The sequence below is a fragment of the Dactylosporangium sp. NPDC049525 genome, assembly GCF_040676755.1.
Classification (GTDB): Bacteria; Actinomycetota; Actinomycetes; order Mycobacteriales; family Micromonosporaceae; genus Dactylosporangium.
Genome location: NZ_JBFAPO010000009.1, coordinates 204,423 through 230,728 on the forward strand (window position 1 = coordinate 204,423; position 26,306 = coordinate 230,728).

General features: G+C 73.3%; 27 protein-coding genes and 1 pseudogene. 16 read left to right on the forward strand and 12 right to left on the reverse strand.

All coding sequences use genetic code 11. From position 1 onward, the window contains the following. Window positions 1–3: 3 nt before the first annotated feature. Window positions 4–702, reverse strand: a complete 699-nt coding sequence (locus AB0K00_RS16725; protein WP_363521476.1) for an SDR family oxidoreductase — start codon at window positions 700–702, stop codon at window positions 4–6. A 95-nt stretch (window positions 703–797) separates the two neighbouring features. Here AB0K00_RS16725 and AB0K00_RS16730 point away from each other — a divergent pair, with 95 nt between their 5' ends. From AB0K00_RS16730 to AB0K00_RS16745, 4 genes are read left to right on the forward strand one after another with little or no spacing between them, the layout of a single operon-like run. Then, complete coding sequence (locus tag AB0K00_RS16730) at window positions 798–1,352, forward strand: TetR/AcrR family transcriptional regulator (protein WP_363521477.1); 555 nt, start codon at window positions 798–800, stop codon at window positions 1,350–1,352. Next, window positions 1,349–1,471: a hypothetical protein gene (locus tag AB0K00_RS16735; protein ID WP_363521480.1), complete on the forward strand. Its 123-nt coding sequence runs from the start codon at window positions 1,349–1,351 to the stop codon at window positions 1,469–1,471. Before AB0K00_RS16730 ends, AB0K00_RS16735 begins: the two co-directional genes overlap by 4 nt. Then, complete coding sequence (locus tag AB0K00_RS16740; RefSeq protein WP_363521484.1) at window positions 1,468–1,812, forward strand: DUF1330 domain-containing protein; 345 nt, start codon at window positions 1,468–1,470, stop codon at window positions 1,810–1,812. Before AB0K00_RS16735 ends, AB0K00_RS16740 begins: the two co-directional genes overlap by 4 nt. 22 nt (window positions 1,813–1,834) lie before the next feature. Then, window positions 1,835–2,638: an SAM-dependent methyltransferase gene (locus AB0K00_RS16745; protein WP_363521487.1), complete on the forward strand. Its 804-nt coding sequence runs from the start codon at window positions 1,835–1,837 to the stop codon at window positions 2,636–2,638. Here AB0K00_RS16745 and AB0K00_RS16750 read toward each other — a convergent pair whose 3' ends face one another. Then, the gene (locus AB0K00_RS16750) at window positions 2,639–3,682 is read right to left on the reverse strand and encodes a serine hydrolase domain-containing protein (RefSeq protein WP_363521631.1); all 1,044 of its coding nucleotides are present in this window, start codon (window positions 3,680–3,682) and stop codon (window positions 2,639–2,641) included. Between the two features lie 83 nt (window positions 3,683–3,765). After that, the gene (locus AB0K00_RS16755; RefSeq protein ID WP_363521490.1) at window positions 3,766–5,043 is read right to left on the reverse strand and encodes an NAD(P)/FAD-dependent oxidoreductase; all 1,278 of its coding nucleotides are present in this window, start codon (window positions 5,041–5,043) and stop codon (window positions 3,766–3,768) included. A 76-nt stretch (window positions 5,044–5,119) separates the two neighbouring features. Between AB0K00_RS16755 and AB0K00_RS16760 the strand changes: the two genes are divergently transcribed. Both AB0K00_RS16760 and AB0K00_RS16765 read left to right on the forward strand, forming a co-directional pair. Continuing rightward, window positions 5,120–5,584, forward strand: coding sequence for a MarR family transcriptional regulator (locus tag AB0K00_RS16760; RefSeq protein ID WP_363521493.1), 465 nt, complete (start codon window positions 5,120–5,122; stop codon window positions 5,582–5,584). A gap of 82 nt (window positions 5,585–5,666) precedes the next feature. Further along, entirely contained in the window at window positions 5,667–6,524 is an 858-nt protein-coding gene (locus tag AB0K00_RS16765; RefSeq protein ID WP_363521496.1) for an EcsC family protein, read from the forward strand. Here AB0K00_RS16765 and AB0K00_RS16770 read toward each other — a convergent pair. From AB0K00_RS16770 to AB0K00_RS16790, 5 genes are all read right to left on the reverse strand, one after another. Beyond that, a complete protein-coding gene (locus AB0K00_RS16770) occupies window positions 6,521–6,751 on the reverse strand; it encodes a hypothetical protein (protein WP_363521499.1) in 231 nt (76 codons plus the stop codon). The genes AB0K00_RS16765 and AB0K00_RS16770 overlap by 4 nt on opposite strands. Before the next feature lie 24 nt (window positions 6,752–6,775). Then, a complete protein-coding gene (locus tag AB0K00_RS16775; RefSeq protein ID WP_363521502.1) occupies window positions 6,776–8,065 on the reverse strand; it encodes a class F sortase in 1,290 nt (429 codons plus the stop codon). After that, complete coding sequence (locus tag AB0K00_RS16780) at window positions 8,065–8,664, reverse strand: hypothetical protein (protein ID WP_363521505.1); 600 nt, start codon at window positions 8,662–8,664, stop codon at window positions 8,065–8,067. Before AB0K00_RS16780 ends, AB0K00_RS16775 begins: the two co-directional genes overlap by 1 nt. A gap of 132 nt (window positions 8,665–8,796) precedes the next feature. Then, the gene (locus AB0K00_RS16785; RefSeq protein ID WP_363521508.1) at window positions 8,797–8,925 is read right to left on the reverse strand and encodes a hypothetical protein; all 129 of its coding nucleotides are present in this window, start codon (window positions 8,923–8,925) and stop codon (window positions 8,797–8,799) included. Between the two features lie 64 nt (window positions 8,926–8,989). Further along, window positions 8,990–9,241 (reverse strand): hypothetical protein, encoded by a 252-nt coding sequence (locus AB0K00_RS16790; RefSeq protein ID WP_363521510.1) that lies wholly within the window; start codon window positions 9,239–9,241, stop codon window positions 8,990–8,992. Window positions 9,242–9,346: 105 nt separating this feature from the next. Between AB0K00_RS16790 and AB0K00_RS16795 the strand changes: the two genes are divergently transcribed. Continuing rightward, a complete protein-coding gene (locus AB0K00_RS16795) occupies window positions 9,347–10,225 on the forward strand; it encodes a TIGR02452 family protein (protein ID WP_363521513.1) in 879 nt (292 codons plus the stop codon). Between the two features lie 207 nt (window positions 10,226–10,432). Next, on the forward strand, window positions 10,433–11,473 hold the full coding sequence (locus AB0K00_RS16800) for a lysylphosphatidylglycerol synthase transmembrane domain-containing protein (protein ID WP_363521515.1): 1,041 nt from the start codon (window positions 10,433–10,435) through the stop codon (window positions 11,471–11,473). Window positions 11,474–11,638: 165 nt separating this feature from the next. Here the strand turns inward: AB0K00_RS16800 and AB0K00_RS16805 are convergent. Next, a pseudogene (locus tag AB0K00_RS16805) lies at window positions 11,639–12,346 on the reverse strand (phosphatase PAP2 family protein); the annotation flags it as partial. Beyond that, window positions 12,343–13,458, reverse strand: coding sequence for a glycosyltransferase family 4 protein (locus AB0K00_RS16810; RefSeq protein WP_363521518.1), 1,116 nt, complete (start codon window positions 13,456–13,458; stop codon window positions 12,343–12,345). The pseudogene AB0K00_RS16805 and the gene AB0K00_RS16810, both read right to left, overlap by 4 nt. 59 nt (window positions 13,459–13,517) lie before the next feature. Between AB0K00_RS16810 and AB0K00_RS16815 the strand changes: the two genes are divergently transcribed. From AB0K00_RS16815 to AB0K00_RS16825, 3 genes are all read left to right on the forward strand, one after another. Beyond that, window positions 13,518–14,336 (forward strand): PIG-L family deacetylase, encoded by an 819-nt coding sequence (locus tag AB0K00_RS16815; protein ID WP_363521520.1) that lies wholly within the window; start codon window positions 13,518–13,520, stop codon window positions 14,334–14,336. A 199-nt stretch (window positions 14,337–14,535) separates the two neighbouring features. After that, window positions 14,536–15,612, forward strand: coding sequence for a GGDEF domain-containing protein (locus AB0K00_RS16820; RefSeq protein WP_363521523.1), 1,077 nt, complete (start codon window positions 14,536–14,538; stop codon window positions 15,610–15,612). 192 nt (window positions 15,613–15,804) lie between these two features. Then, entirely contained in the window at window positions 15,805–17,388 is a 1,584-nt protein-coding gene (locus AB0K00_RS16825) for a beta-1,3-glucanase family protein (RefSeq protein ID WP_363521526.1), read from the forward strand. A 101-nt stretch (window positions 17,389–17,489) separates the two neighbouring features. Here AB0K00_RS16825 and AB0K00_RS16830 read toward each other — a convergent pair whose 3' ends face one another. Both AB0K00_RS16830 and AB0K00_RS16835 read right to left on the reverse strand, forming a co-directional pair. After that, window positions 17,490–18,863, reverse strand: coding sequence for a DUF1996 domain-containing protein (locus AB0K00_RS16830; protein WP_363521633.1), 1,374 nt, complete (start codon window positions 18,861–18,863; stop codon window positions 17,490–17,492). A 402-nt stretch (window positions 18,864–19,265) separates the two neighbouring features. Then, window positions 19,266–19,514, reverse strand: a complete 249-nt coding sequence (locus AB0K00_RS16835) for a hypothetical protein (RefSeq protein ID WP_363521529.1) — start codon at window positions 19,512–19,514, stop codon at window positions 19,266–19,268. Window positions 19,515–19,762: 248 nt separating this feature from the next. Between AB0K00_RS16835 and AB0K00_RS16840 the strand changes: the two genes are divergently transcribed. The 5 genes from AB0K00_RS16840 (at window position 19,763) to AB0K00_RS16860 (ending at window position 26,230) form a co-directional block, all read left to right on the forward strand. After that, complete coding sequence (locus AB0K00_RS16840; protein ID WP_363521531.1) at window positions 19,763–20,341, forward strand: DUF4956 domain-containing protein; 579 nt, start codon at window positions 19,763–19,765, stop codon at window positions 20,339–20,341. Continuing rightward, on the forward strand, window positions 20,338–21,087 hold the full coding sequence (locus AB0K00_RS16845; RefSeq protein WP_363521533.1) for a polyphosphate polymerase domain-containing protein: 750 nt from the start codon (window positions 20,338–20,340) through the stop codon (window positions 21,085–21,087). The genes AB0K00_RS16840 and AB0K00_RS16845 overlap by 4 nt, the downstream gene beginning before the upstream one ends. Before the next feature lies 1 nt (window position 21,088). After that, a complete protein-coding gene (locus AB0K00_RS16850; RefSeq protein ID WP_363521536.1) occupies window positions 21,089–22,903 on the forward strand; it encodes a carbohydrate-binding domain-containing protein in 1,815 nt (604 codons plus the stop codon). A 354-nt stretch (window positions 22,904–23,257) separates the two neighbouring features. Continuing rightward, window positions 23,258–23,932 (forward strand): hypothetical protein, encoded by a 675-nt coding sequence (locus tag AB0K00_RS16855; RefSeq protein ID WP_363521538.1) that lies wholly within the window; start codon window positions 23,258–23,260, stop codon window positions 23,930–23,932. A gap of 168 nt (window positions 23,933–24,100) precedes the next feature. Further along, window positions 24,101–26,230 (forward strand): carboxypeptidase-like regulatory domain-containing protein, encoded by a 2,130-nt coding sequence (locus tag AB0K00_RS16860; RefSeq protein ID WP_363521541.1) that lies wholly within the window; start codon window positions 24,101–24,103, stop codon window positions 26,228–26,230. Window positions 26,231–26,306 lie beyond the last annotated feature (76 nt).

The following is a 26,306-nucleotide window of genomic DNA, read 5'->3' on the forward strand; positions in this document are numbered from 1 at the left end:
GTCCTATCCTGCCATTGCGGCGTACCGGTCCGCCGGGTCGGCCGTCAGGGACGCCTTGGCGCCGCGGGACGTGTCGTCGGCGAGGACCTCGTCGCGGTCCTGCTCGATCGCGTCGAAGACCTGCGCGGCGACGGACGAAGGGCTGATCTTCGGGGCGTCCACCGCCGCGGCCATGTCGGTGTCGACGTAGCCGACGTGCAGGCCGGTGACGCCGACACCCTGCGGGGCGAGCTCGAGGCGCAGCGCGTCGCTGGCGGACCACAGGGCGGCCTTGGTGGCGCTGTACGACTGCCCGAAGGCGACCCATGACAGCGCAGAGTGCACGTTGACGATCCGGCCGCCGCCGTTTGCCAGGAGCTGCGGCACGAACGCGCGGGTCACGTTGATCGGGCCGTAGAAGTTGGTCTCGAACTCGCGGCGGACCTCGTCGAGGTCGCCGGTGACGAGGCTGGCGCCGACGTAGATGCCGGCGTTGTTGATCAGGACGGTGACGTCGCCGGTCTGCTCCGCGGCCAGACGGACCGACTCGGGGTCGGTGACGTCGAGGGCGAGGGCCTGCACGTCCGGCGAGGTGACGGTGCGCGGGTCGCGGGCGGCGGCGTAGACCTTCCGGGCGCCGCGGGCCACCGCCTCGGCCGCGAGGGCCTTGCCGATGCCACGGTTGCCGCCGGTCACCAGTACCACCGCGTTCTTGAGGTCCATGTCGTTGCTCCCCTTGCCTTCGTGCCGCCTTCGCGGAAACCGATCGGTTTCCGGTGTCACTGGCAACCATAAACCGATCGGTTTACCATTGGGGTGTGACCTCCCCGACACGTGAGCGCCTCTTGCGCACCGCAGCCGACCTGTTCTATGCCGAGGGTGTCGGCGCGGTCGGCGTCGAGCGCCTGTGCCAGACCGCGGGCGTGTCGAAGCGGTCGATGTATCAGCTGTTCGCGACCAAGGACGACCTGGTCGCGGAGGCACTGCGGGTGCACGGGCCGGCGACCGTCGCGCACTATTTCGCGCCCGAGGACGCCGACCTCACCCCGCGTGAGCGGATCCTGCACGTCTTCGGCGTCCTCGAGGAGCAGGCCGCCGCGCCGGGCTTCCACGGCTGCCCGTTCGCGAACACCACCATCGAGCTGCACGACGCGGCGCACCAGGCCAGCCGCGTCGCGTGGGAGTTCAAGCACCAGCTGGAGGTGTACTTCCAGCGCCAGGCCGCCCTGCTCGGCGCCCGCGACCCGCAGCAGCTCGGCACGCAGCTGCTGATGGTGTTCGACGGCGCATCCGTGCGGGCCGTCATGCGCGGCGGCGGCATCGACGGCGTCGCCGGCCGCACCGCCGAGATGCTGCTCGACGCGTTCGCGTGACCGAGACCAAGACCAAGACCGAGACCAAGACCGAGACCAAGACCGAGACCGAGACCGTGGCCATGACGTCACAGGTAATCGACACGCCTCCCTGGCCCGGACGAGGATCGGTGGCATGACGGCATACGCGCTCGCCCACCTGCACAACCCGAACACGCACGAGGACGTCCTGGTCTACCTGGAGCGCATCCAGGCGACCCTGGACCCGTTCGGCGGCACCTTCCTCGCCCACGGCCCGGAGGTGGAGGTCCGGGAGGGCGAGTGGCCCGGCACGGTCGTGCTGCTCGGGTTCCCCGACGCCGACGCGGTCCGCGCCTGGTACGACTCGCCCGCCTACCAGGAGATCCTGCCGCTGCGCACCGACCACATCACCGGCTCGGCGATCCTCTTCGACGGCGTGCGCCCCGGCCACGACCCGGCCAAGATGGCCGCCGCGATCCGCGCGGCACAATCGTCCTGATCCGCCGTATACAGTTTGCGGCGTGTCCATCGATCGAATCGACACCAGCGTGGCCCACCCGGCCCGGCGGTACAACTACTGGCTCGGCGGCAAGGACAACTTCGCCGCCGACCGCGCCTCCGGCGACGCCATCGCCGCGGCCTGGCCCAGCGCGCCGATCGCGGCGCGGGAGAACCGGCGCTTCCTCGGCCGCGCCACCAGGTTCCTGGCCGGCGAGGCGGGCATCCGCCAGTTCCTGGACATCGGCACCGGCCTGCCCACCGCCGGCAACACCCACGAGGTCGCGCAGTCGATCGCCCCGACGGCCCGGGTCGTGTACGTCGACAACGACCCCATGGTCATGGTCCACGCCCGGGCGCTGCTGACCAGCGCCCCGGAGGGTGCCACCGCCTACCTGGAGGCGGACCTGCGCGACCCGGCCCGCATCCTCGCCCACCCCGACCTGCGCGCCACGCTCGACTTCACCCGGCCGATCGGCCTCATGCTCGTCGCGGTCCTGCACTTCATCCACGGCGAGGGCGCCGGCCAGCCGATCGTGCGGGAGCTGCTCGAGGCCCTGCCCGCCGGCAGCTACCTGGTCGCCAGCAACGCGACGAAGGACTTCCTGCCCGCGCAGATCGCCGAGGTGTACGACCGGATGCTCGCCGCCGGGCAGACCGACATCTGGCCCCGCACCCGTGCGGAGTTCACCGCCCTGTTCGACGGCCTGACCCTGGTCGACCCGGGCGTCGTCGCGGCACACGCCTGGCGTCCCGACGAGGACCTCGATCCCGCCCTCACCGACGCGGACGTCTCCGTCTACGGCGCCGTCGGCAAGCTCGGCTAGCTAGCGCAGGGCGGCCTCGACCGCGTCGTACATGGCGTTGCCGCGGTCGTGGTCGCCGAGGCGGCGGGTGACGTAGGCGAGGCTGTAGCCGAACGACTCGTCGCTGCCCGCGGAGGAGCCGCCGATGCCGCCCATGCCGAACCAGGCATCGTCGCGGCGCCAGCCGAGGGTCCAGGTCGCCTCCTCCTGCAGCAGCAGGTCGAAGCCGACCGCCTGCGGGCCGATGGCCTCGGCGAGCAGGGGCTGGGGGAGCAGGTCGGGCAGGGTGGCGTAGAAGGCGGCGAGGCCGCGGGCGGTCGCGTGGCAGTTGACCGCCGGGAGCTCGCCGCCGCGCCAGAGCGGGCCGTTGATGACGTCGGTGGCCAGCAGCGCCGCGGGGCCGAGGGCGCGGGCCCACAGGTCGCCGTGGCCGTGCAGCTGCTGCTCGGGCCAGTCGGGGGTGGCGTGCTCGACCTCGGCGGTGCGCTCGACGTCCGCCGGCGACAGTCCGAAGTGGACGTCGAGGCCGAGGGTGCGCACGACGTCGCCGACCGTCTCGCCGGTGGCGCCGCGCAGGATCTCGCCGAGGATGGTGCCGTAGGTGAGGGCGTGCTCGCCGAAGGCGGTGCCGGGCTCCCACTCGAGGGGGGTCGCCGCGATCGCCGCGGCGAACCGGGCGCTGTCGAGGATCTCGGCGACGTCCGAAACGGCGGCGGCTGGCAGGCCGGCCTGGTGCGCGAGCGCGTGCCGGACCGTCGCCGTGGGGTAGGGGAACGCCTTCCAGTACGCGGCGATCGGCGCGTCGAGGTCGATCCGCCCGTCGGCGACCCGGCGCAGCACCGCCAGGGCCGCGACGGGCTTGCCCGTGGAGAACACCGTCGAGAGGGTGTCCGCCTGCCACGGCCGGGTCCGCGCGGCGTCGGCCCAGCCGCCCCACAGGTCCACCACCAGGGTCCCGCCGGCGTACGCGGCGACCGACGCACCCGTCTCCGCCCCCGAGGTGAACAGCTCCTCGAACGTCGCGCGGACGCCTTCGAACCCGGCCGCGACGCTGCCCCGCACCATGTCAGTCACGCGCCGCACCCTACCGGCGCAGCTGCTGACCCGCCCGCAATTCCGGCCCCGGGCAGCCGCCGCCCGCAGGGCCTTCAGTCCTCGCGGTCGCCGCCGCGGGTGGTGTACAGCGATGCCTCGAACCGCCGCTTCAGCGCCGGGATCCGGTCGGTGGCCCGCAGGAACGTCCGCTGGCCGGCCAGCGCGAGGCGCCCGACGACCGGCCGGTGCACGAGCTGGTCGCCGCCCGTCTGGGCCTTCGAGGCGGCCACGGCGGCGAAGCCGTAGTCGCGCATCCGACGTTCGTACACCTGGATGCGGGAGATCAGGGGGCCGTCGCCGGACGTGATGGCCCGGACGAGATGGTGCGCGTCGCGCAGGGCGGTGTTGGCGCCGACGCCCTGGCCGGGGGTCATGGTGTGGATCGCGTCGCCGAGCAGCGTCACCGTGTCGGTCGGCCAGGCGGGCACCGGCACCGACGTGCGGATGGTGATCGGGAAGCAGCTGGCGGGGTCGGTCAGCGCGAACAGCCGCCGGATCGCGGGGCTCCACCGCGGGGTCATGGCGAGGGTCTGCGCGATCAGCCGCGGGCCGTCGAAGCCGGTGACGCCGGCGGGGAAGCGGTCGCGGTGCGCCGAGATGCCCCAGTTGATGTGGTCGGAGGTCGGGTCGTCGGGCAGCGGCGACGCGCCGGCGGGGCCCCACGGGAACTCCAGCACGTGCAGGATGCAGGCGAACCCGTGCCGGGCGATGACGAGCCCGATGCCCGGGAACACCCCCTCGGGCAGCAGGGCGCGGGTCTCGTCGGTGAGGGCCACCTTCCCGCCGATCGCGACGACGCCGGAGTCCTCGACGCGGGCGTCCGGCAGCCGCTGGGCCCGCACCCGCGAGTTGGTGCCGTCGGCGCCGACGAGCAGGTCGCCGGTCGCGGTGGAGCCGTCGGCGAAGTGGGCGGTGACGGTGCCGTCGCCGTGCCGCTCGTAGTGGGTGAAGGTGCGGCCGAAGCGGACCACGTCCTGCATCCCGGTGTAGAGGACCTGCCGCAGGGTCATCCGGCTCACCGACTTCTCGTCGTTGACGTCGTCGGTGGGCGGCCGCAGCGGCACGGTGAGCGTCCGGCGCAGCCGCTCGTCGAGGAACGCGAACGTCTCCGGCGCCCGCGCGCAGGTCCGGACGAACAGGTCGTACACCTCCGGCGGCAGGCAGGCCTTCAGGGCGCGGCTGCCGTCGGGGTCGATGCCGACCCGGTAGCCGTGCAGCCCGTCGGTCCTGGTCCGGTGCCGCTCGAAGACCTCCACGTCGACCCCCGCCCGGCGCAGGCCGTGCGCGAGGCACATGCCGCCGGTACCGCCGCCGATGACGATCACACGCACGATTGACTCCTCGAAAGTCGAGTGACTAGATTTTCTAGTGTCTTAGCCTACGAGGGATCCCGTACCATCGGCAAGTGTGGGAACGACCGCACGCGCGGACCTGCTCGCCGAGCTCGGCCAGGTCATGCAGGCGTATCAGCGCGCCATCGACGTGCTCGACCAGCGCGTCGCCGACCGCCTCGGGCTCAACCGCACCGACATGCGGTGCCTGGAGCTGCTCTTCGCGCCCGAGCCGCTCAGCCCCGGCGAGCTCGCCACCGCCGCCGGGCTCACCACGGGCGGGGTGACGACCGCGATCGACCGCCTCGAACGCGCCGGCTACGTCGCCCGGGAGCGCGACTCCACCGACCGCCGCCGGGTCACCGTCCACCCCACCGACCAGGCCCGGCGGGTCGTCGCGGAGATCTACGGGCCGATCGTGGCCGAGGGCGACGCCCACCTCGCCCGATACGACGACGCCACCCTCCGCCACATGATCGAGTTCCTGTCGTTCGCCACCGACCAGCAGCACCGGCACGCGGCCCGGCTCAGCGAGGGCTGACCGGTTGTGACTGTGTAACGCCACGGGAGCGGCTTGCTCGGCGGTCTGTCGTGAGGTTGCGTGGATCTCCTACAGTCCTTCTGTGACCGACGTGCCGCCGCAGCGCCCCGACAGCCTTGACCAGGGGCCGCCCCAGGCGCCACCGCACGCACCGTTCCAGGGGTTGCCGCAGGAGCCGGTCCAGGATCCGGTCCAGGATCCGCTGCTGGGATCGTCGCAGGGCCCGCCGCCGTCGCCCGACGGGGTCGACGACGGGCCGCCGCCCGGGCTGTGGGCCAAGATGCGCGCCGACCCCGAATACGCGCCGGAGCACCTCGCGATCGAGGCGGTCTCCAGGATCGGCCCCAAGATGGTCCTCGAGCTGCAGAAGCTGCGCGCCCAGAACCCGGGCGCGCCACCGGACGCGCTCGCGCGCATGGTCGTCTACCGGTACACCAACCACGCCCGGCTCTCCGGTGCCGTCTCCGGTGCCGTCGGGCTGGCCGGCGCGGTCCTCGACGTCGGCGTCCTGGCTTGGACCCAGGCGAAGATGGTGCTGCTCATCGCCGTCATCTACGGGCGCGACCCGGCCGACCCCGAGCGGGCCACCGAGCTGCTCGTGCTCCAGGGCGTCCACAAGTACACCGACACGGCCCGCGCCGCGCTGCAGGTCGCGCGGGGGCGGCAGGGCATCGACACGCTGCTGCCGGACAAGCGCCGGCCGATGAACCAGATGCTGCTGAGCCTCGGCATGAAGCTTGCCCAGATGGCCGGCGTCCGCGCCGCGAAGCGCATCTTCGCGAAGCTCGTCCCGGGCGCGGCGATCATCCTCGGCAGCTTCGCCAACGCGGGCGCGACGAAGTCCCTCGCCAAGCGGGCGATGGAGCTCTACGGCCGGCCGCAGCTGCCCGGCCCGCGCCCGCCGATGCAATTGCCGGCCGGCGACCCGCGCAAGCCTTAGTCGGTGGCCCGCAGCAGGTGCCCGGCCTGCCGCGCGACGGACTCCATCGTGGCGCGATAGGCGGCCCGGGTCATCGTGCCGTCCAGCAGCGCCCGCGCGGCCGCGGTCTCCACGTCGAGGGGTCGCGTCCGGTCCCGGTGCTCCGCGCGGACCACGGCCAGGTGCCGCGCGATCAGGACGCAGTAGACCACCACGAGGAGCGCGGCAACGGACATCGTCGCGAACATCCTGAAGACCTTACGGTCTCGCCCTCACGCGGTCCGGCGAAGCGTCGCATAGACGACGACGTTGCCACGGTATGAGCGGTGCAGCCGGTCGAACGTCCCGCCGCAGGTGATGAGCCGCAGCACCGGCCGGTCGACCGCGCCGTAGACGTCCTCGGACGGGAACTGTGCCTTCGGGTACTCCGCGACCCGGTCGACACCGAACACGGCGGTCCGGCCGTCGGCCCTGCGCACGCTGATCTCGTCGCCGGGGCGCAGCTCCCGCAGCTGGTAGAACACCGCGGGGCCGTCCCTGGCCGTGTCGACGTGCCCGAGGATCACCGCCGGCCCGACCTCACCGGGCGTGGCGAGGTGCCGGTACCAGCCCGCGGGCGCGCCGGCCTGCAACGGGGGCACCGCGATCGTGCCGTCCGGGTTGAGTCCGAGCTCCATGAGCGCCGTGCTGACCTCGATCGCCGGGATGTCCAGGTGTACGGGCACCGAAGCGCCCATCCCCACCGCCGCCGCCCCGACGCCGGCCGAGCCTCCACCGGCACCCGGCTGCCCGGCCGGTGCGGCGCCCGACGCGGTGGCCGGCGTTGTCGCGGCGGGGCTTGCGGGGGTGGACGACGACGGGTTGCCGGCCCGGGCGGCCAGGCTGGGACCTGGCGGGCCGAGCGGCTCCTGGCCGGCGGCGGCCTCGGCAAGACGTTGCGGCTCGTCCCGGCGCTGCGGCGCGTCGGCAGGCGCGGCACCGATCACCACGAGCGTGAGCCCGGCGACCGCGCAGACGGCGGTCAGGACGTCGACGACCCGGCGCCGCCGCCGTGGCTCCATCGCCGCGATCCGCGCCCGCATCCGCCCGACGACCCGCGCCACGCCCGGCGCCGCGCCGCTGACGCCGGCCGCGGCGCCGCTGGTGCCGGTCGATGCGCTGCTCGTGCCGGGCGCCGTGCCGCTGGTGTTAGTCGCCGCGCCGCCGTTGGCCGATGCGCTGCTCGTGTCGGGCGACGCACCGCTGTTGGGCGCCGCGCTGCTCGTGTCGGACGATGCGCCAGCCGTGCCAGCCGTGCCAGCCGTGCCGGTCGTGTCAGGCGACGTGCCAGCCGCGCGGGTCGTGCCGGTCGTGCCGGTCGTGCCAGGCGACGTGGCAGCCGCGCCGGACGTGCCAGTGGTGCCGGTCGTGGCAGCCGCGCCGGTCGTGCCAGTGGTGCCGGTCGTGGCAGCCGCGCCGGTCGTGCCGGCCGCGCCGGTCGTGCCGGCCGCGCCGGTCGTGCCGGCCGTGTCGGTCGTGCCGGGCGGCGTGTCGGGTCCGGCGGGAGGTGGTCCGGCGTGCATCAGCGCCAGCCGGAGGCCGGTCGCAGGCGGAACACAATCAGCGCCGCGGCGGCCAGGAGCAGGATGATGCCGGTGCCGGCGAGGAGCGGGTCACGCATGCCGAGGCCGCCACCGCCGCCCGTGCCCGGGGCGCCGCTCGGTGTCGCCGGCCGCGCCGTGGCCGTGGCTGCGCCGCCGGCCGCGCCGATGGAGGTGCCACCGCCGGGCGCGGTCGAGCCGCCGCCGGCCGCGCCCGCCGAGCTGCCGCCGGTGGGGGTGCTGCCGGCCGGGCCCGAGGAGCGGCCGGCCGCGCCGCCGCCCGCTGCGGTCGAGGAGCCCGCAGCGGTCGAGGAGCCGGCGCCGGTCGAAGTGCCGGTGGGGGTCGATGTCCGACCGGCGTTGCCGGACGCGCCCGGGTTGGCGCTGCCGGTGCGGGTGGCGGTCGGGGAGGCCGTGCCCGTCGCGCCGGGGGCGGCGCCGTTGCGGCCGGGGCGGATCGCGACGCAGTAGGACAGCAGCAGCACCAACAGGACCAGCAGCGCGACCGCGAAGACCGCGGCCACCATGCGACGCTCGGCCAGGGGACGCCGCGCGTGTGCTCGCCTCACGGGTTCGGACATCGAGCCATCCCTCCGTGAAGTCAGGGGTCACGGGTGTCAACGTGCGTCTGGAGGTGGTACCCAACCGTCAGCCTGGCATAACCGCCCGTCAATAGCACCTGTCGCCCTAAGGTGGGCGAGCCACATCGACGATCAACCCGCGGCGGTCGGCGCACGGCGCTCGGGGCGCGCGGCGCTGGGGCGGCGGTCCCACAGCACCAGTAGCCCGGCCCCGGCGCGCAGTGCCACGGCGCCGATCAGTACCCACACGATCCACGGCATGGCGGACACATGCCCAGCCGGTCGATGCGTCAACCAACTCGACGGAGATCGTGCCGCGGTGGGTCTACTCGAACAGGGAGTGGTGGCCGCCGCGGGCGTGGCGGCGGCGCTGGATGACGACGAGGTCGACCACGGCGACGGCGGCAAACGCCACGAACAGCCACGCCGGCACCGCCAGCCCGGCCCGGAACAGCAGCACCGCGAACACCACGGAGCTGACCAGCCCGAACGTGGCCAGGACGAGCCGCAGGTTCAGGGCGCTGTACGGGTGCCCGACGGTTCCTCGCCGCCGGGGCGGTTGCGCGTCGAGTGGCATACCTGTCCCGTACCCCATCCGGGCCCGATGGAACTCGATGGCCGGGACCGGCGCCGCTCGGTACCGTGGCGGCGTGTCAGCACGTGATCTTCGACGGTGGGGCCGGTGAGCGGGCGGCTGCGGGAGATCGCCCGCCAGAGCGTCGCCGTCGCCGCCGCCGGTGAGTATCGCAACCAGGCCGGCGACCTGGTCCGCATCGGGCCGGCGGTGACCGCGGCCGTCGCCGGGACCAGGCTGTACCTGCCGGACGACGAGCTGCCGCCGCCGGCCGGGCCGTCCGCCGTGCCCGCCGTGGAGGTCACCGGCGAGTCGACCCTGGCCGCCGCCCGCCGCCTGGCCGACACCCCGGGCGGCGTCGCGTGTCTCGTGTTCGCCTCGGCGAAGAACCCGGGCGGCGGCTTCCTCGGCGGCGCCGAGGCGCAGGAGGAGAGCCTGGCCCGCGCCTCGGCCCTCTACCCGTGCCTGCGCGCCGCGCCGGAGTTCTACGCGTTCCACCGCGAGCAGCACGACCTGCGCTACAGCGACCGGGTCATCCACTCGCCGGGCGTACCGGTGTTCCGCGACGACAAAGGACGGCTGCTCGACGCCCCGCACCACGCGACCTTCCTGACCGCCGCCGCGCCGAACCTGGGCGCGATCCTGCGCAACCAGCCGCAGGACGCCGCGGACGTGCCCGCCGTGCTGCGCCGCCGGGCCCGCCGCGTCCTGGCGGTCGCCGCCGCGCACGGGCACCGCACCCTCGTCCTCGGCGGCTGGGGCTGCGGGGTGTTCCGCAACGTCCCCGCCGACGTGGCGGGCGCGTTCGCGGCCGCCCTCGCCGACGTCGACCGGTTCGACCGGGTGGTGTTCGCGGTGTACGACCGGCTCCGCGGCACCCCGGTCCGCGCGGCGTTCGCCGCCGTGTTCGCCGAGCCCGCCGAGCCCGCCGAGCCCGCCGAGTCCGCCGAGTCCGCCGGGTCCGCCGGGTCCGCCGCGCCTGCGTAGCCGCGCCGTGGCCCTGTGTTCAGCGGATTTTCAGCGCGGACGGTCTACGTTGGTCCCTGGTCGGGGCCTACCTCGCCACCTGTAGAATTGGCGCCCGGATTGAGCGAGTTGCAGGATATAGACGGATTGATGTCGATATCCACCTGCTACCCGCTCGTATTCGCCTGCGATGTTCCGGCGCGTCGGTCCACGAGCGGTAGGAGCTGGATGAGCACGAACGAGATCGCGGTCGACCTGCCGGCTGACAGCGGCATGGCCGGCTCGGCGTGGGGGTCCTCGCTTCCCCGGATGCTCCTCGCGATCGCCGTCGCGGTCACGGTCGTCGTCCTCGCGGTGATGCACTGGTCGACGGTCAGCGCCGGCGCCGCCGGGCTCGCCCGGGCCGACAGCGCCTGGCTGATCGTGGCCGGGCTGGGCACCGCCTCGATCTGGATCGCCGGGACGATCACGCAGATCGGCTCGATGTCGCTGCGCCCCCCGGTCGGCCGGCTGCTCGCGGTGCAGGTCGCCGCGTCGTTCGCCAACCACGTCCTGCCGGCCGGTTCGGGCGGGATGGGGATCAACATCCGGTTCCTGCGCAAGCACGGCCTCGGCTCGGGCGCCGCGGTCGGCTCGGTCGGTCTCAACTCGCTCGTCGGCATGGTGACGCACGTGCTGCTGCTGGTGGTCGCGGTGGCGGTGAGCCCGTCGCTCGCGCGCGGCATCCAGGTGCCGGGGTCGTGGCGGGACACCGCGTCCCGCGCCGCGGAGCCGGCGGGCTGGACGCTGCTGGCGGTCGGCGGCGCCCTGCTGGCCATGGTGCTGGTCGCCTCCGTGCGCCCCGCCTGGCGCCGCCGGCTGGTGGGCCGGGTCGCCACCGCCGGTCGCCGGGTGGCGGAGGAGCTCCGCGGGCTGTGGGGGGTGCTGCGCGACCCGTACCGGGCGGCGGCGCTGTGGCTCGGGTCGCTGTCCACGCCGCTGCTGCACGCGGTCATCCTCTACGCGGTGCTGCGCAGCCTCGGTGTCACCGTGACGGTCGGCACCGCCGTCGTGCTCTACCTGGTCGTGTCGTCGCTGTCGGCGTTCGTGCCGTCACCCGGTGGCATCGGCGCGCTGGACGTCGCCATGCTGGCCGGACTCGCCGCGATCGGCGTCACCTCGGCCGTCGCGCTCGGTGCGGTGGTGGGGTATCGGCTGATCACCGTATGGCTGCCGCTGCTGCCCAGCGCGTTCGTCCTGGCGGTGCTCCTGCGCCGGCGCATCATCTGAGCCCCGCGACGACGGCAGCAGCCACCGCGACGACGGCAGCAGCCACCGCGACGACGGCAGCAGCCACCGCGACCACGGCAGCCCCTGCAGGGGCGGCAGCACCGGCCACCACTGCGGCCGCCACGCGGTGAGCCGGGCCGGCAGCGGCGGCAGGGCCGGGGCCAGGGCGACCGCCGCGAGCCCGACCGCGACCCCGGCGACGACGTCGAGGACCCAGTGGTTCGCCGTCACGACCACGACGATGCCGGTGGTGGTGGGGTACAGGTAGCACAGCGCCCGCCCGCGCCGGCCGGCCAGCAGCGCCGCCGCGACGCACGCCGTCCACACCGCCCAGGCAAGGTGCAGCGACGGCATCGCGGCGTACTGGTCGGCGGGCACCTGGCCGCCGTGGTCGAGGCTGAAGCCGGCGGCGGCGATCGAGTCGACGTAGCCACCGCCCGGCATCAGCCTCGGCGGCATCACCGGCAGCAGGTAGAACACGGTCATCCCGGTCACGTTGGTGATGACCAGGGCGTTGCGCATCGGCCGGTACAGCTGCGGCCCGGCGACATAGCACCAGACCAGCACCGCGAGGGACACGCCGATGTGGGCGAACTGATACCAGTACACCGCGGCAAGGGCGAGCGGCGGGTGGTCGGTCAGCCACCGGTTGGCGGCCAACTCCCAGTCCAGGTGCAGCAGCCGCTCGATGGACAGCACCTCGGCGCCGTGCCGGTGCGCAGGTGCCTCCCGGACCGCCGCGAGGGAGCGGATCAGGTCGTACACCTTGACCAGCAGCACCACGATCAGCAGTTCGCCGAGAACATTGGGGCGACGGCGGCGCGCGGGCGCGGTGGTCGTGACAGGACGGTCCGTGACGGGGTGCAGGGTCACGCTCGCACGCCGATCGGTGCCCGGTGCGCCGCGGCGAGCTCATACAGCCCGGTCGTCCTGGCGAGGACGTCGGGCCACGCGACCGGCGGCGACGTCGCCAGGTTGTGTGCGGCGATGCGGCCGCGCCGGGCCGGATCGGTGGCGAGTGCGGCGATCGCGTCGGCCATCGCGGCGTCGCTGTCGACCAAGACACCCTCCCTGCCATCGGTGATGAGCTGGCCGATCCCGCCCTCGGCCCGCGCGACCACCGGAAGCCCGGCGCACCGCGCCTCCAGCGCGGCGATCCCGAAGGACTCCAGGATCGCCGGTGCGACGAACAGGTCACCCTGCGCGAACAGGGACCTGATCTGCGGTCGGGACAGCCTACCCGGCAGGCTCACCCATCCGGTCATCCCGTGCCGGCGCAGGTAGCGCTCCATGGCCGGGCGGCGGGGGCCCTCACCGGCGATCACCACCCGCATCCCGGCCGCCTCCGGCAGTGCCGTGCGGGCCCGGCGCAGCATCCGGAGCAGCTGCATCGGGCGCTTGCGGGCGGCCAGGCGCATCACCGCGACGATCAGCACGCCCCGTGGGTCCGCCGGGTGCGGGTCGACCCGCCACCGGTCGGCGTCGATCCCGTTGGGCAGCACGTGCACCTCCATCGGCCACACGAGCCGCTGCAGGGGTGCCGCCGCGACGTCGCTGACCGCGGTCCACACCGCCGGCCAGCGGGACCAGCCCGAGGCGGTGTCCAGCGCGCGGAACGCGTGCTCCAGGTGCGACAGCAGCGAGTGGATCGTCACGACCGTCGGGATCTGCTCGGCGAGCGCGGCGGCGGCGAAGGCGAGCGGCGAGGCCGGCCCGGCGTGCACGTGCAGCACGTCATACCGCCCGTTGAGCAGCAGCGACCGGCCGGCCCGCAGGATGCCGGGCCGCACCTCGGCGGGCAGCCACAGGCGTTCGGACAGCCGGTGCACCCGCAGCTCGCCGTCGTCGGCGGGGCCGCCGGGGGTGGTGGTGACGATCTCGACGTCATGGCCGGCCGCCTGCTGCCGGACGGCCAGGTCGTGCACGTGCATCTCGATGCCGCCGAGGCGGGGCAGGTAGAAGTCGGTGACGTGCGCGATTCTCATGAACGGGGGCTCCGAAGCGGTGGCGGCCGGCGCCCGTGGTGAGGTGGGAGCATTGGCCGGTGCCGTACACGATGGTGTCGTTCCATGCTCATCCGGACGACGAGGCGTTGCTGACCGCCGGGACCCTTGCCCGCGCGGCCGCCGAGGGGCACCGCGTCGTCCTGGTCGTGGCCACCGCCGGTGGGGCGGGGCTGGCGTCCTCCGAGGTGCTCGCGGAGGGGCCCCTCGCGCGGCGCCGGCTGGCCGAGCTGCACCGGTCCGCGGAGGCGCTCGGGTGCGCCCGGGTTGAGTGTCTCGGCTACGAGGACTCCGGGATGGCGGACGCCCCGTCGGGCGCGGCCGGCGCGTTCGCCGGCACCGACCCGGAGGAGGCGGCGCGGCGGCTGGCCGAGCTGCTGCGGCAGGAGCGCGCCGACGTGCTCACCATCTACGACCCGGCCGGCGGCTACGGGCACCCCGACCACGTGCAGGTGCACCGCGTCGGGACCCGGGCCGCGCAGCTGGCCGGGACCGCGGTGGTGCTGGAGGCCACCGTCGACCGGCGGCTGCTGCAGCGGGTCCTGCGGGCCGTGCACTGGCTGCCGGGCGTGCCGGCGGACTTCCACCCGGCGCGGTTCGCGGGGGCCTTCGCCGCGCCGGAGCGGCTCACCCACCGCGTCGACGTGCGGGACTTCGCCGGGCACAAGCGGGCGGCGATGGCCGCGCACACCAGCCAGGCCGGGGCCGACACCGGCCGGCGCACCCTGGCGGTCCTGCTCAAGCTGCCGCGGCCGCTGTTTCGGATGCTGATGGGGCGTGAGTGGTTCGTCCAGCACGGCCGCGCCCCCGTTCGTCCCCTGATCGACGACGTCTTCGCCGGACTGCCGGACAGCCGGTGAGCCGTCCCCCCGAGCAGGCAATGCGTCCCCGATCGTCGATCATGCCAGTGGCCGTGCCTCAGGACCGCTGCGTCGGCAACCAACGTGCAGCGAACCGATGGGGAATTGTAGGTGGTCGGCTTCTGAAGCAGGGGGGAGGCACACCCGCCGATCACCGCGTTGTGCTCAGATGCGATGCCTGCGTGCCGATCGGTGCGAGGTGGGGGAGCGGGCGTCGTTGCGCCGGTCGATGATCCTCGCCCGGGACCGGGTGGCCGCGACGCGTGCGGTCGCGTACTTCCTGACGGTCGGGGGAGCGGTCGTCGGGGCCTGCGCCCTGCTCGTGCCCGGGTTCGCCGGCGGCACCGCCGCGGGGGTGTCCGCGACCGTGATCACCGGCGGTGCCATGGTCTTCGCCGGGGTGTGCTGCCGGGTGGCGCCGGACCGGGTGCCCGAGCCGTTCTGGGTCGCCGTGCCGATCCTGGCCGTGGCGATCATCGGCGGCCTGAACCTGGCGACCGAGGACGTGAGCGTCAGCGCGCACCTCTACTATCTGTGGCCGTTGCTGTACGCTGCGACGTTCCTGCGGCACGATCTGGCGTATCTGCTGCTGGCGCTGGCCAGCACGACCGACGCTGCGGCGACGTTCACGCTGCAGCCGCCCCGAGTCGCGGTCACCGACGTCGCGGCCCTGATCACCGCGTACTGCGTGCTGACCATCGTGGTCACGAAGCTGCGTGGCCGCGCCGATGCCCTCGTCTCGATGCTGGAGCGGCAGGCGTTGAGCGATCCGCTGACCGGCCTGCCCAACCGGCGGGCGTTCGACCGGGACCTCGCCGCCGCGCTGGAGGCGGGCCGGCGCACCGGGGCCGAACGCTCCCTGCTCATCATCGACGTCGATCATTTCAAGACGATCAACGACACCTGGGGTCACGCGACCGGCGACACCGTCCTGGTGCAGGTCGCGGCGGCGTTGCGGGACGCCGCGGCCGGGCGCGCCACCGCCGCCCGGCTCGGTGGCGACGAGTTCGCGGTGGTCGTGGAGGGCGACGTGGCGGGCGCGCAGCACATCGCCGCGATGGTGCGGGCCACGGTCGCCGGGATCACGGACCTGCCCGACGGCCTGCCGACCCTGAGCATCGGCCTCGCCTCCACCCGCTCGGGTGCCACGGAACCCGAGGCGCTGCTCGCCGCCGCCGACCGCGCCCTGTACGACGCGAAGGTCCGCGGCCGCGACAGGGTGTCCGTCGTCGAGACCGCGCCGCGACGGCGCCCCCGGACGGTGCCGCAGCCGTAACAGGCAGCCACCCGGCCAATTTCGCGACTATTGACAGGCTCCGATCTCGCCCTGATGCTGTGAGAGCGCTCTCTCTTAAGAGTCTTCACAGATACGGGAGAGGGCGCCGGCGGACCACACAACGTCGGCGACAGCTCTGTCCGGCCGCCACCGGGCGCACTGCGGGCTGTCCAGCGGAACTGAGGAGCCACCTTGCGCACCTTCACCAGGCTGCTGCGCGCAGCCGCGACCCTCGTCCTGGCGGTGCCGATCGCCCTCGCGGCCGGCACCGCCGCGCACGCGATCGGGCCGAGCCTGCTGCCCCTGACCGTGACCAACAGCACCGGACGCGGCGACGCCGTGTACCTCTACGTGCTCGGCGTCAACCTGAGCACCGGCCGGCTCGGGTACGTCAACTCGGCCGGCACCTTCAACAACTGGCCGGCCGGCGGCCAGCCGCCCACCCCGGCGCCGGACGTGTCGATCGCCGGCCCCGGCAACGGCGGCACGAGAACCATCCAGATCCCCCGCGGGCTGTCCGGCCGGGTCTACTTCTCGCTCGGCCAGCGGCTCAACTTCTTCCTCACCCCGGACGGGCTGGTCCAGCCCGCGCCGTGGGCGGGCGGTGACTCCAACCGCGACATCCTGTTCGACTGGAGCGAGTTCACCTACAACGACGCCGGGCTGTGGATCAACAGCTCGCAGGTCGACATGTTCGCCGTCCCGCACGCCGTCACCGTCACCGGCGCCACCGGTGCCACGAAGCGGACCGGCGACCTCGTCTCCGGCGGCCGCGACGCGGTCATCAACGGCATCCGGGCGCAGGCCGGCTGGAGCGGCGCGGTCTACACCCGCGGCGACGGCACCGTGCTGCGCGTCCTCGCCCCGGGCAAGGCGGCCGAGGCGGGCGGGCTCAGCAGCACGTACCTCGACTCCTACATCAACTCGGCGTGGGGCGCCTACGCGTCCAAGACGCTCACCGTCGTGCCGTTCGGCGACCAGCCGAACACCAGGTACTTCGGGCGCACGTCCGGCACCGTGATGAACTTCACGAACTCCGCCGGGCAGCAGGTCGCGTCGTTCCAGCGGCCCACCAGCGCCGACGTCTGGGGCTGCGCCGGCCGGCTCGCCGCGCCCAACGACCTGGTCGTCGGGCCCATCTCCCGGACCCTGTGCGCCGCCCTCAACCGCGGCACGCTCGGCACCATCGACACCCAGCCGAGCACCAACGCGGCCGACTTCTACAAGAACAACCCGACCAACCAGTACGCCAAGATCATTCACGCGAACATGGTCGACGGCAAGGCGTACGCCTTCCCCTTCGACGACGTCGGCGCCTTCGAGTCCCTCGTGCACGACGGCGACCCGCGCGCGGCCGGCATCGTGCTGACCCCGTTCGGCGGCGGCACCCCGCCGGCCGGCAACCGCATCATCAGCAACATGAACAGCAAGTGCGTCGACGTGCCGTCGTCGAACTTCGTCGACGGCGTCCAGCTGCAGATGTGGACCTGCAACGGCACCGGCGCGCAGAACTGGACCTTCAGCGGCGACACCATCTCCGCCGGCGGCAAGTGCATGGACGTCGCGGCCGGCTCGCTCGCCAACGACGCGAAGATCCAGTTGTGGACCTGCAACGGCACCGGCGCGCAGCGCTTCACGCTCAACGGCGCCGGCGACATCGTGAACGTCCAGTCCGGCAAGTGCCTGGACATCCAGTCGTTCAACAGTGCCGACGGCGCCAAGCTCATCCAGTGGACCTGCACCGGCAGCTCCAACCAGAAGTGGCATCGGGGCTGACCTTTCCCGCTGTTCCGCGGCCGGGCCTCCCCCGTGGAGGTCCGGCCGTCGCGTCCGACGTGGTCCTGGCCCGCCAGCCAGGACCACCTACCTGTGCAGGGTCAGAAGGTGCCGGCGGTGTTGCACTTCGCCTTCTGCACGATGCAGTCCTTCACCCGCTGGCCGAGGGCCACGTTGTCCCAGGCGAAGAAGTTGTCACCGTGCATCGACGACGCCAGGCCCGACGCGAGGGTGTAGCCGGCCGCGCTGCCGTGCGTGTTGTAGTCGATGACGAACGAGACGTTCGGGATCGCGACCGGGAACGCCCCGCCGCACTTGCCGTCGATCGTGTTGTAGGACACGTGCGACTTGTGGTCGGGGCTGTCCAGGTTCACGCCGTCCCAGCAGTCCTGGAAGACCAGCTGGTAGGTGAGATTGGCGGTCTGCGCGCAGATCGGCCAGTTGCCGTCGGCGCTGCGGCCGATCTCGCCGCCGGGGCCCGCGCACCAGAACTGGCCCGGCGCGCCGGACGGTGTCGCCACCTGCCGCTTGGCGTCACCGGCGATCATCCGGAAGCCCTGCGGGAACGGCACCGTCTTCGTCGTGTCGGGCAGGCGCGAGCCGTAGTACACGGTCACGCCCCGCGGCTCGATGGCCACCCCGTTCTGGTACAGGGTCGGGATCCAGTAGGCGGAGTGATCCAGCGCCGGTCCGCAGCTCGACGACGTGTTCGCCAGCAGCGACTCGGTGGTGGTGTTGGCGTTGGTACTGCGGTTGCCCAGGAAGCTGTGCATGTGCGAAGCGCCGGGCAGTCCGGGGAAGACGATCGGGTCGTCCTTGAACGAGTGGCTGTAGGTGCACGCGGCGTTGAACTCCGCGACCCGCACCGCATTGGCGGGCGCCGGGTGGATGGGCATCGCGTTGAACTGCGCGAGCTGCGCGGCCCACTTGGCCTGGTCCATCTTCACCCAGCCGGTGCCGGCCGGCGCGCTGGTCGTCGGGGTCGGCTGGACCCCGCCCGTGCCGAACACCTGGAACTCCCACAGCGACGCGCCGTACTGCGTGGCGCGGGCCGTGGTGTTCAGCCGCACGTACCGGCCGGAACCGGTCACGTTGAGCGTCTGCACCCCACCCGTGCCGTTGACGGTGGTGTTGATCGTCGTCCACGAGGCGCCGTCGGCGGACGTCTGGATGGTGAAGTTCTTCGCGTACGCGGCCTCCCAGGTGAGCACCACCCGGTTGATCGTGGCCGGGGCACCCAGGTCGACCTGGAGCCACTGCGGGTCACTGAACGCGCTCGACCACCGGGTGCCGAGGTTGCCGTCGACCGCGGCGGAAGCGGGGGTGCCACCGTTCTCGGTCGACGACGCCGTTGCCGGCCGGCCCTGCGACAGCGGGGTCTCGGCGGCGTCGGCGGTCTGCAGGGCCTGGATGGTGAGGAACGTGCCGAGCAACGCGGTCAGCGCGGCGCCGAGCACCAGGGTGCGCAGCCGCATTCTGCCCACGAGGGCACTGTGGGACATGACGGGTCCTCCGGTTCTGCGGGAACGGTCGGGGGCGGGGTCCGACCGGCACCGGGTCCGTGGCAGCGGAATCGGTGATCTTGCAAGAGAGCGCTCTCTGTCGCTTCACACTGAACCTGGTACTCGATCGGTGTCAATGGATCCAGGCAAATGGGAGAGCGCTCTCCAGGAATCCGTTTTCCCGCAGACCGCGCCGTCCTCGGCCGTTCCCGTCCCTGCGCGGTGCCCGCGGCACCCGGTGCGAGGGAGCGCTCTCTGGGAGTAGTGCTTTCCCGCCGCGAGCCCAGCGGCGGCCGTCACCCCAGCGGCGGCAGACGCTCGACCGGCGGCGGCGGCGTCGCTCGACCGGCGGTCGGCGGCCTTCGACGAAATTCTTCAGGCGGCCAGGGCGGGGGTGAGGGCCAGGGCGTCGGCGAGCTCGCGGGCGAACCGCATCCGGGGCGTGGCCGTCTCGGGGCGCTCGCCGTACTCGGCGGCCAGGAGCTCGACGCAGCCCTGCGCGCCGTAGCGGGCGACGGCGGCGGTGACCGCGGCCCACGCCTCGGCGGCGGTGGCCGGCTGGGACGGCTGCAGCGAAGAGGCGAAGACGGCCTCGGCGACGAAGTCGGTGACGGTTCCGATCATGGTGTGCCCCCCGCTGGTGTGCCGTTGTGCTGCTGGACACAACTCAACGCCTGCCCGGGTGCAGCACCACGATCGAGTCGGGTCCCAGTCGGTTGCAGCCTGGCCGGACACCCGACACCACAGCCGGGCCACAGGCAGTTCGCAAGGGCGACACGGGTTCGGCAGCGGGGACGCAGGCTCCTCACAGGTGGCGCACAGGGCCGCCCGGCTTGATGAACGGGCAACGAACTCCGGATGAAGGATCTCCCGTGGATGAGCTGATGATCATCGGTGTCGACCTGGTCGCCATCGCCGTACTGACCTTCGGGGTGTACTTTCCCCGCCACCACCGGCGGGACCTGGTCGTGGCGTTCCTCGGGGTGAACCTGGGGGTGCTCGCCACCTCGATGGTGCTCGGCTCGTCGTCGGTCGGTGCGGGGCTCGGCCTCGGGCTCTTCGGGGTGCTGTCGATCATCCGGCTGCGGTCCAACGAGATTGCCCAGCACGAGATCGCCTACTACTTCGCCGCGCTCGCGCTCGGCCTGCTCAGCGGGCTCAGCCCGACCGTCGGCCCGCTCACCGCCGGGCTGATGGCCCTCGTCATCGGCGGGCTGTTCGTTGCCGACCATCCGAGGCTGTTCGGCCGGTACCGGCAGCAGACGATGCAGCTGGACGCCGCGCACACCGACGAGGCGGCGCTGCGGGCGCACCTGGAGGCCAGGCTCGGCGGCAAGGTGGTCAACCTGAGCATCCGCCACGTCGACATGGTCAACGACACGACGCTCGTCGAGGTCCGGTACGTCGTCGCGGCGCTGGTCGGACCGCGGCCCGAGCGGGTGGCGGCGTGACGGCGGCGCTGGACGTGCTCGAGCCGATCGGCCTCGACGAGCTGGTCGCGCGGGCGTCGCTGCTGACCCGCGTCGACCGCAAGTACCTCCTGCCCGCCGACCGGCTACCACAGGTGCTGCGAGGGCTCGCCGGTGTCGCCCGGGTCCTCGACGTCGACGGCCGGCGCCGGTTCGGCTACCGGTCCGACTACTTCGACACCCCCGGCCTGGACAGCTACCTCGCCGCCGCGCACCGCCGGCGCCGCCGGTTCAAGGTGCGGGTCCGGACCTACCTGGACACCGGCGGCCGCTACGTCGAGGTGAAGACCCGAGGGCCGCGCGGCACCACGGTGAAGGAGCGTGTCCAGTACAGCGGCGGCACCGAACACCTCAGCGGCGACGCCCTGGACGGCATCCACGTCCCCTGCGACACAGAGCTGCTGCGGCCGGTGCTGATCACCCGGTACGAGCGCACGACGCTCTACCTGCCGGCCACCGGCGGACGCGTCACGGTCGACGCCGCGCTGGCCTGGCACCTCGACGACGGCACCACGCTGCGGGTGCCGGACCGGGTGATCGTCGAGACCAAGGCCGCGAGCGGCGCCTGCGAGGCCGACCGGCTGCTGTGGTCCCTCGGTCACCGGCCGTGCGCCGTGTCGAAGTACGGCACCGGTCTCGCCGCGCTGCGGCCGGACCTTCCCGCGAACCGCTGGCGGCCGACGCTGCGCCGGCACTTCCCGTCCGCCCCCTCCACCAGGGAGTCCTGAGATGCGTGTCCGAAACCGTGCCGTCGCCGCCATCACCTCCGTCGTCCTCGCCACCGCCGCGCTCGCCGGCTGCAGCAGCGGATCCGGCGACGCCGCGGCCACCGGCCAGAGCAGCAGCGCGGCGACCGCGGACGTCACCCAGAACGCCGCCGCCGTCCTCGCCGCGAACACCGCCGTGCACGAGGCCGACACCACCTGGAGCGCGTCCGACGCGGTCGCGATCACCCTGACCGGCTCGTCCGCGACCGCCGGCAAGGGCGTCACCGTCGCCGGCGGGAAGATCACGATCACCGCCGGAGGCACGTACCGGATCACCGGGACGCTCACCGACGGCCAGATCCTGGTCGTCGCCGGCGACGCCACCGTGAAGCTCGTGCTCGACGGTGTGACGATCAGCAGCTCCACCGGCGCGGCGATCGCGGCGACGGAGGCGGAGCAGGTCGTGGTCATCCTCGCCGACGGCAGCAGCAACACGCTGTCGGACACGAAGACCTACGCCGCGGACGCCGACGTCAACGCCGCCCTGTACAGCGCCGCGGACCTCACCATCGCCGGCGCCGGCTCGCTGACCGTGCACGGTAACGGCAACGACGCGATCACCGGCAAGGACGGCCTCGTCATCGCCGGCGGCACGATCACCGTCGACGCCGCCGACGACGGCATCCGGGGCAAGGACTACCTCGTCGTCACCGGCGGCACGATCGGCGTGACGGCCGGCGGCGACGGGCTCAAGGCCGACAACGCCGAGAAGGCCGACGCCGGGTTCATCGCGGTCAGCGGCGGCACGGTCACCGTCACGGCGGGCGGCGACGGGGCCGACGCGGCCACCGATCTGGTGCTCACCGGCGGCGCGATGAGCGTCACCGCGGGCGGCGGCAGCGCCACCAAGGCCGGCGACACGTCGGTCAAGGGCCTCAAGTCCGGCGTCATCAGCGTCCTGGAGGGCGGCACGGCGAAGGTCGACGCCGCCGACGACGCGGTGCACAGCGACGGCGCGGTGCACCTCAACGGCGCCACGCTGACCCTCGCCGCCGGCGGCGACGGCGTGCACGGCGAGACCGCCCTGGTCATCGACAAGGGAACCGTGCACGTCACGAAGTCCTACGAGGGCCTGGAATCCGCGCACATCACCGTCAACGGTGGCGACACGCGCGTCGTGTCCAGCGACGACGGCCTCAACGCCGCCGGCGGCAGCACCGGCACCGACGCCGCGCAGGGCGCGCAGGGCGGCGGCCAGGGCGGGCCCGGCGGCTTCGGCGGCGGTGGCGGCGAGACGGTCGGGGACTTCACCGCCACGATCACCGGCGGGACCCTGGTCATCGACGCCGGCGGCGACGGCTTCGACTCCAACGGCACCGCGTCCATGACCGGCGGCACGGTCGTCGTCAACGGCCCCACGCAGCGCGGCAACGGCGCGCTGGACGTCAATGGCACCTTCACCGTCAGCGGCGGTGTGCTCGCTGCGGCCGGCAGCTCCGGCATGGTCGTCGCCCCGGACACGGAATCGGCGCAGGGCTGGCTGTCGGCGACGTTCACCGGCACCGTCGCCGCCGGCACCACCGTCCAGGTCGTCGACGGCGACGGCAAGGTCGTCGCCACGTTCGTGACGTCCAAGGCGATGCAGAACCTGGTGTACTCGTCGCCGTCGATCAAGAGCGGCAGCCAGTACAAGCTCTACACGGGCGGCACGGCGAGCGGGACGGGCACCGGCGGTCTCGCGCAGGGCGGCACGCTCGGCTCGGCGACCGTCGCGGCGACGGTCACCGCCGGCCAGGCCCCGGCCGGCGGCGGCATGGGCGGCCGCCCCGGCCAGTGACCCTCTGGCCGTTCCCGTCGCCACGAACGGGTGCATCCTCACGGCTGCCGGGACCGGCTCGTCGGCAGGCGAGTCGGTCCCGACGGTGGTTCCAGCCGACCCGCGGCCGTCAATACGCTCGACGGCATGACGTGCCCGATCTGTGCCTTTCCGGGCAATGATCCCGTCGCTGTCCGGTGCACGAACTGCGGCTTCGCGATGCGGCCACCCCCGCCGAACCCAGAGCCAGAGCCAGAGCCGGAGCCGGAGCCGCCGGTCGTCGCGTACGACGTCCACCCGATCTCCGATGGCCCGCCGCCGTACCCCACTGGCGGATGGCCGCAGGCGCAGCCGTCGCCGCCGGTGCCAGTCACCATGCCATCGCATGCCGCGTTCGCGCCGGCGCCGCGGCAACGGTCTCGGGTGGTCGTGCCGCTCACCGTGATCGTCGTCGCGCTCGCCGTCGCCGGCACCGTCACCGCGGTGGTGCGGATGACGGCCGGGACCGAGGCCACCCCCGCGGCCGCCGGCATGACCGCCGCGGCGGGCTGGGGCACGCCGTCGGGCCCGCCGCCGCGGCCGGGAACGGCATCCGGATCGCCGGCCGACCCGAGGACGCAGGCGGCGGCGCTCGACGCGGTGCTCGACGCCAGCGGTGCGAGCCGGGCGAAGCTCAACGACGCGATCGCCCTCGTCGAGGACTGCACGCGCATCGAGAAGGCCATCGGCGACCTGCGCGACGCCGGCACCGAACGCCAGGCCCAGCTGGACAGCGTCGCCGCGTTCGACCTGTCGGCGCTGCCGGAGGGCGAGCAGCTGCGCGGGCTGCTGACCGAGGCCCTGGGCCACTCCCTCGCGGCCGACCGCAGCTTCGTGCTGTGGGGCCAGGCGGTGCAGGGCGGCGGCTGCGACGGCGGCGGCCGCGGCGACTACCAGGAGGCGCAACGGCGCTCGAAGCTCGCCGGCGACGCCAAGGCCCGGTTCGTCGGCGCGTGGAACCCCGTCGCCGTCCGGCACGGCCTGCGCGAACGCTCCGCCACCGGCATCTGACCGTCGCATCGAGCAGGGCACATGCCGTACACCATCGATATGGGACAGCGCAGGCGGACCGTCCGTGGCACGATGCGCACGCAACGCTGAACGGGGACTCCAAAGGAGCAGCGGTTGAGTGACTCCTGCCCGGAGTTCCCCTCCACCTCAACCCCTCCGGGAGTGCGCATGCGCAGCAATGTCCTCGGCCGCACCGTGTTGTTTGCAACGGTGACGGCCACCACCCTCGCCACCACCGCCGTGGTCGTCGCCCTCGCCGCACCGGCGTACGCGGCCGGCACCGGCACCATCACCGGTCACCTGACCGACGCGAGCGGCAACCCCGCCGCCAACGCCTACGTCTGGACGCAGCAGCCGGACATGAGCGCCAACGCCTCGGCCTACACCGGCGCGGACGGCGCGTACACGCTGCCGAACCTGCCCGAGGGCGACTACGTCGTCAGCTTCCGGGCCGCCGGCGGCAGTTTCGTCCAGTGGGCGCACCAGAAGGTGAACTTCATGGCCGCCGACCGCATCACCGTGGGCGCGGGAGCCACGGTGGTCGTCGACGACCAACTGCTGCCGACCGGCACGATCCAGGGCCGGCTGCTCAACCGGGACGGCACCCCGGCCCAGGCGTCCGTCACCGTCTACCAGGCCGACGTGCAGTCGTCCGTGAGCTACGCGACGGTGCAGGCCGACGGCACGTTCACCACGGAGCTGCCGGCCGGCTCCTACAAGCTCGGCTTCCGGGTCCGCAACGCGTTCGAGCAGTGGTCCGGCGGGCAGCAGTCCTACGAGACCGCGACACCGGTCGTGGTCACCGCCGGGCAGGCGGTGCAGGTCAACGAGACGGTCCTGCCGACCGGGTCGCTCGGCGGCAGGCTCACCAAGGCCGACGGCACCCCCGCCGGCAACGTCCAGGTCATCACCGACCAGCCGGGTGTCAACGGCACCTTCGCCTCGGTGACGACCGACGCCGACGGCCGCTACCAGTTCAACGACCTGCTGCTCGGCAGCTACGAGGTGGCGTTCTACGGGCCGAACTGGGTGGCGCAGTACGCGCACGGCAAGCTCGACCCCGCCGCCGCGGACCGCTTTGCCGTCACCGACGGGCAGCTGACCACCGTCGACGAGGTGTTCCTGCCGACCGGCACGATCCGGGTGATCGCGCACGACGCCGACACCGGCGCGCCGCTGTCGGACTTCTGCGCGTACACGCGGTCGGCCACCACCATCGGCGGCTGCGCCACCGGCACCGAGCTGCTGGTGACCGACGTCTTCGTCGGCTCGTACCCGCTGGACGTCTCCATCGACGACCACCTGCACCTCAGCGCCACCGCGGGACCGGCGGTGGTCACCGCCGGGCAGACGGTGACCGTCGACGTGGCGATGCGCCGCGGCGCGACGATCACCGCGACGATGGTCGCCAAGGCCGGCGGTGCGGCCGCCGACGGCTGCGTCAGCGTCGCGCGGCTCAACGACGCGTACAGCTGGAACCCGTACGGCTACTGCTCGGACTGGACGCCCGGCCCGGCGGCGGGTTCGGTCGTGGTCGGCCCGCTGGAGCCGGGCACCTACCAGCTGTTCGCCGACCCGCGCGGCGACGCGCTGGGCATGCAGTGGGTGGGCGCGACGGGCGGCACCGGCAGCCGGGAGGCGGCGCAGCAGTTCACGCTCGCGGCCGGCGACCAGGTCGCCGCGCCGACGATCCGCTTCGACAAGGCCGGCACGGTCAAGGGCAAGGTGACCGACGCCGGCACGGGCGCCCCGGTCCCGTACACCTGCGTCTGGGTCGCCGCACTGTCGTCTGGCTTCAACGGCAGCGGTGACTGCCCGGCGTCCACGGCCGCCGACGGCACCTACAGCATCCCCGGCGTCGGGCCGTACGCGTGGCCGGTGGAGTTCGCCCACTACCAGCACCAGTGGCGCTGGTCCGGCAACGCGGTGAACCGCCGCACGGCGACGCCGGTGACGGTGCAGGCCGGCAAGAAGGCCACCGCGAACATCAAGTTGCGCACCGGCGGCGGCACGCTGACCGGCATCATCCGCGACGCGTCCGGCCACCCGCTCGACGCGTTCGTGGTCGCCCACGACGCGGTGACCGGCGAGGCGCTGCAGTTCGCGGGCGGCATCACGCCCGAGGGCCAGCCGCCCGCGACCTACACCATCGCCACCATCGCGCCGCAGCAGGTCAAGATCTCCTACCACACCGACGACGGCCGCACCGGCTGGCTCGGCGGCGCCGACCTGGCCCACGCCACGGCGTACGACGTGCGCAACAACCGCACACTGACGGTGAACATCGTCATTCCGTAAGGCCCGAGCGCCGGGGCCACCGCAGCGTGGCCCCGGCGCCGGAAATCCTGGCACGGCGAGGGCGACGACGAGGGCA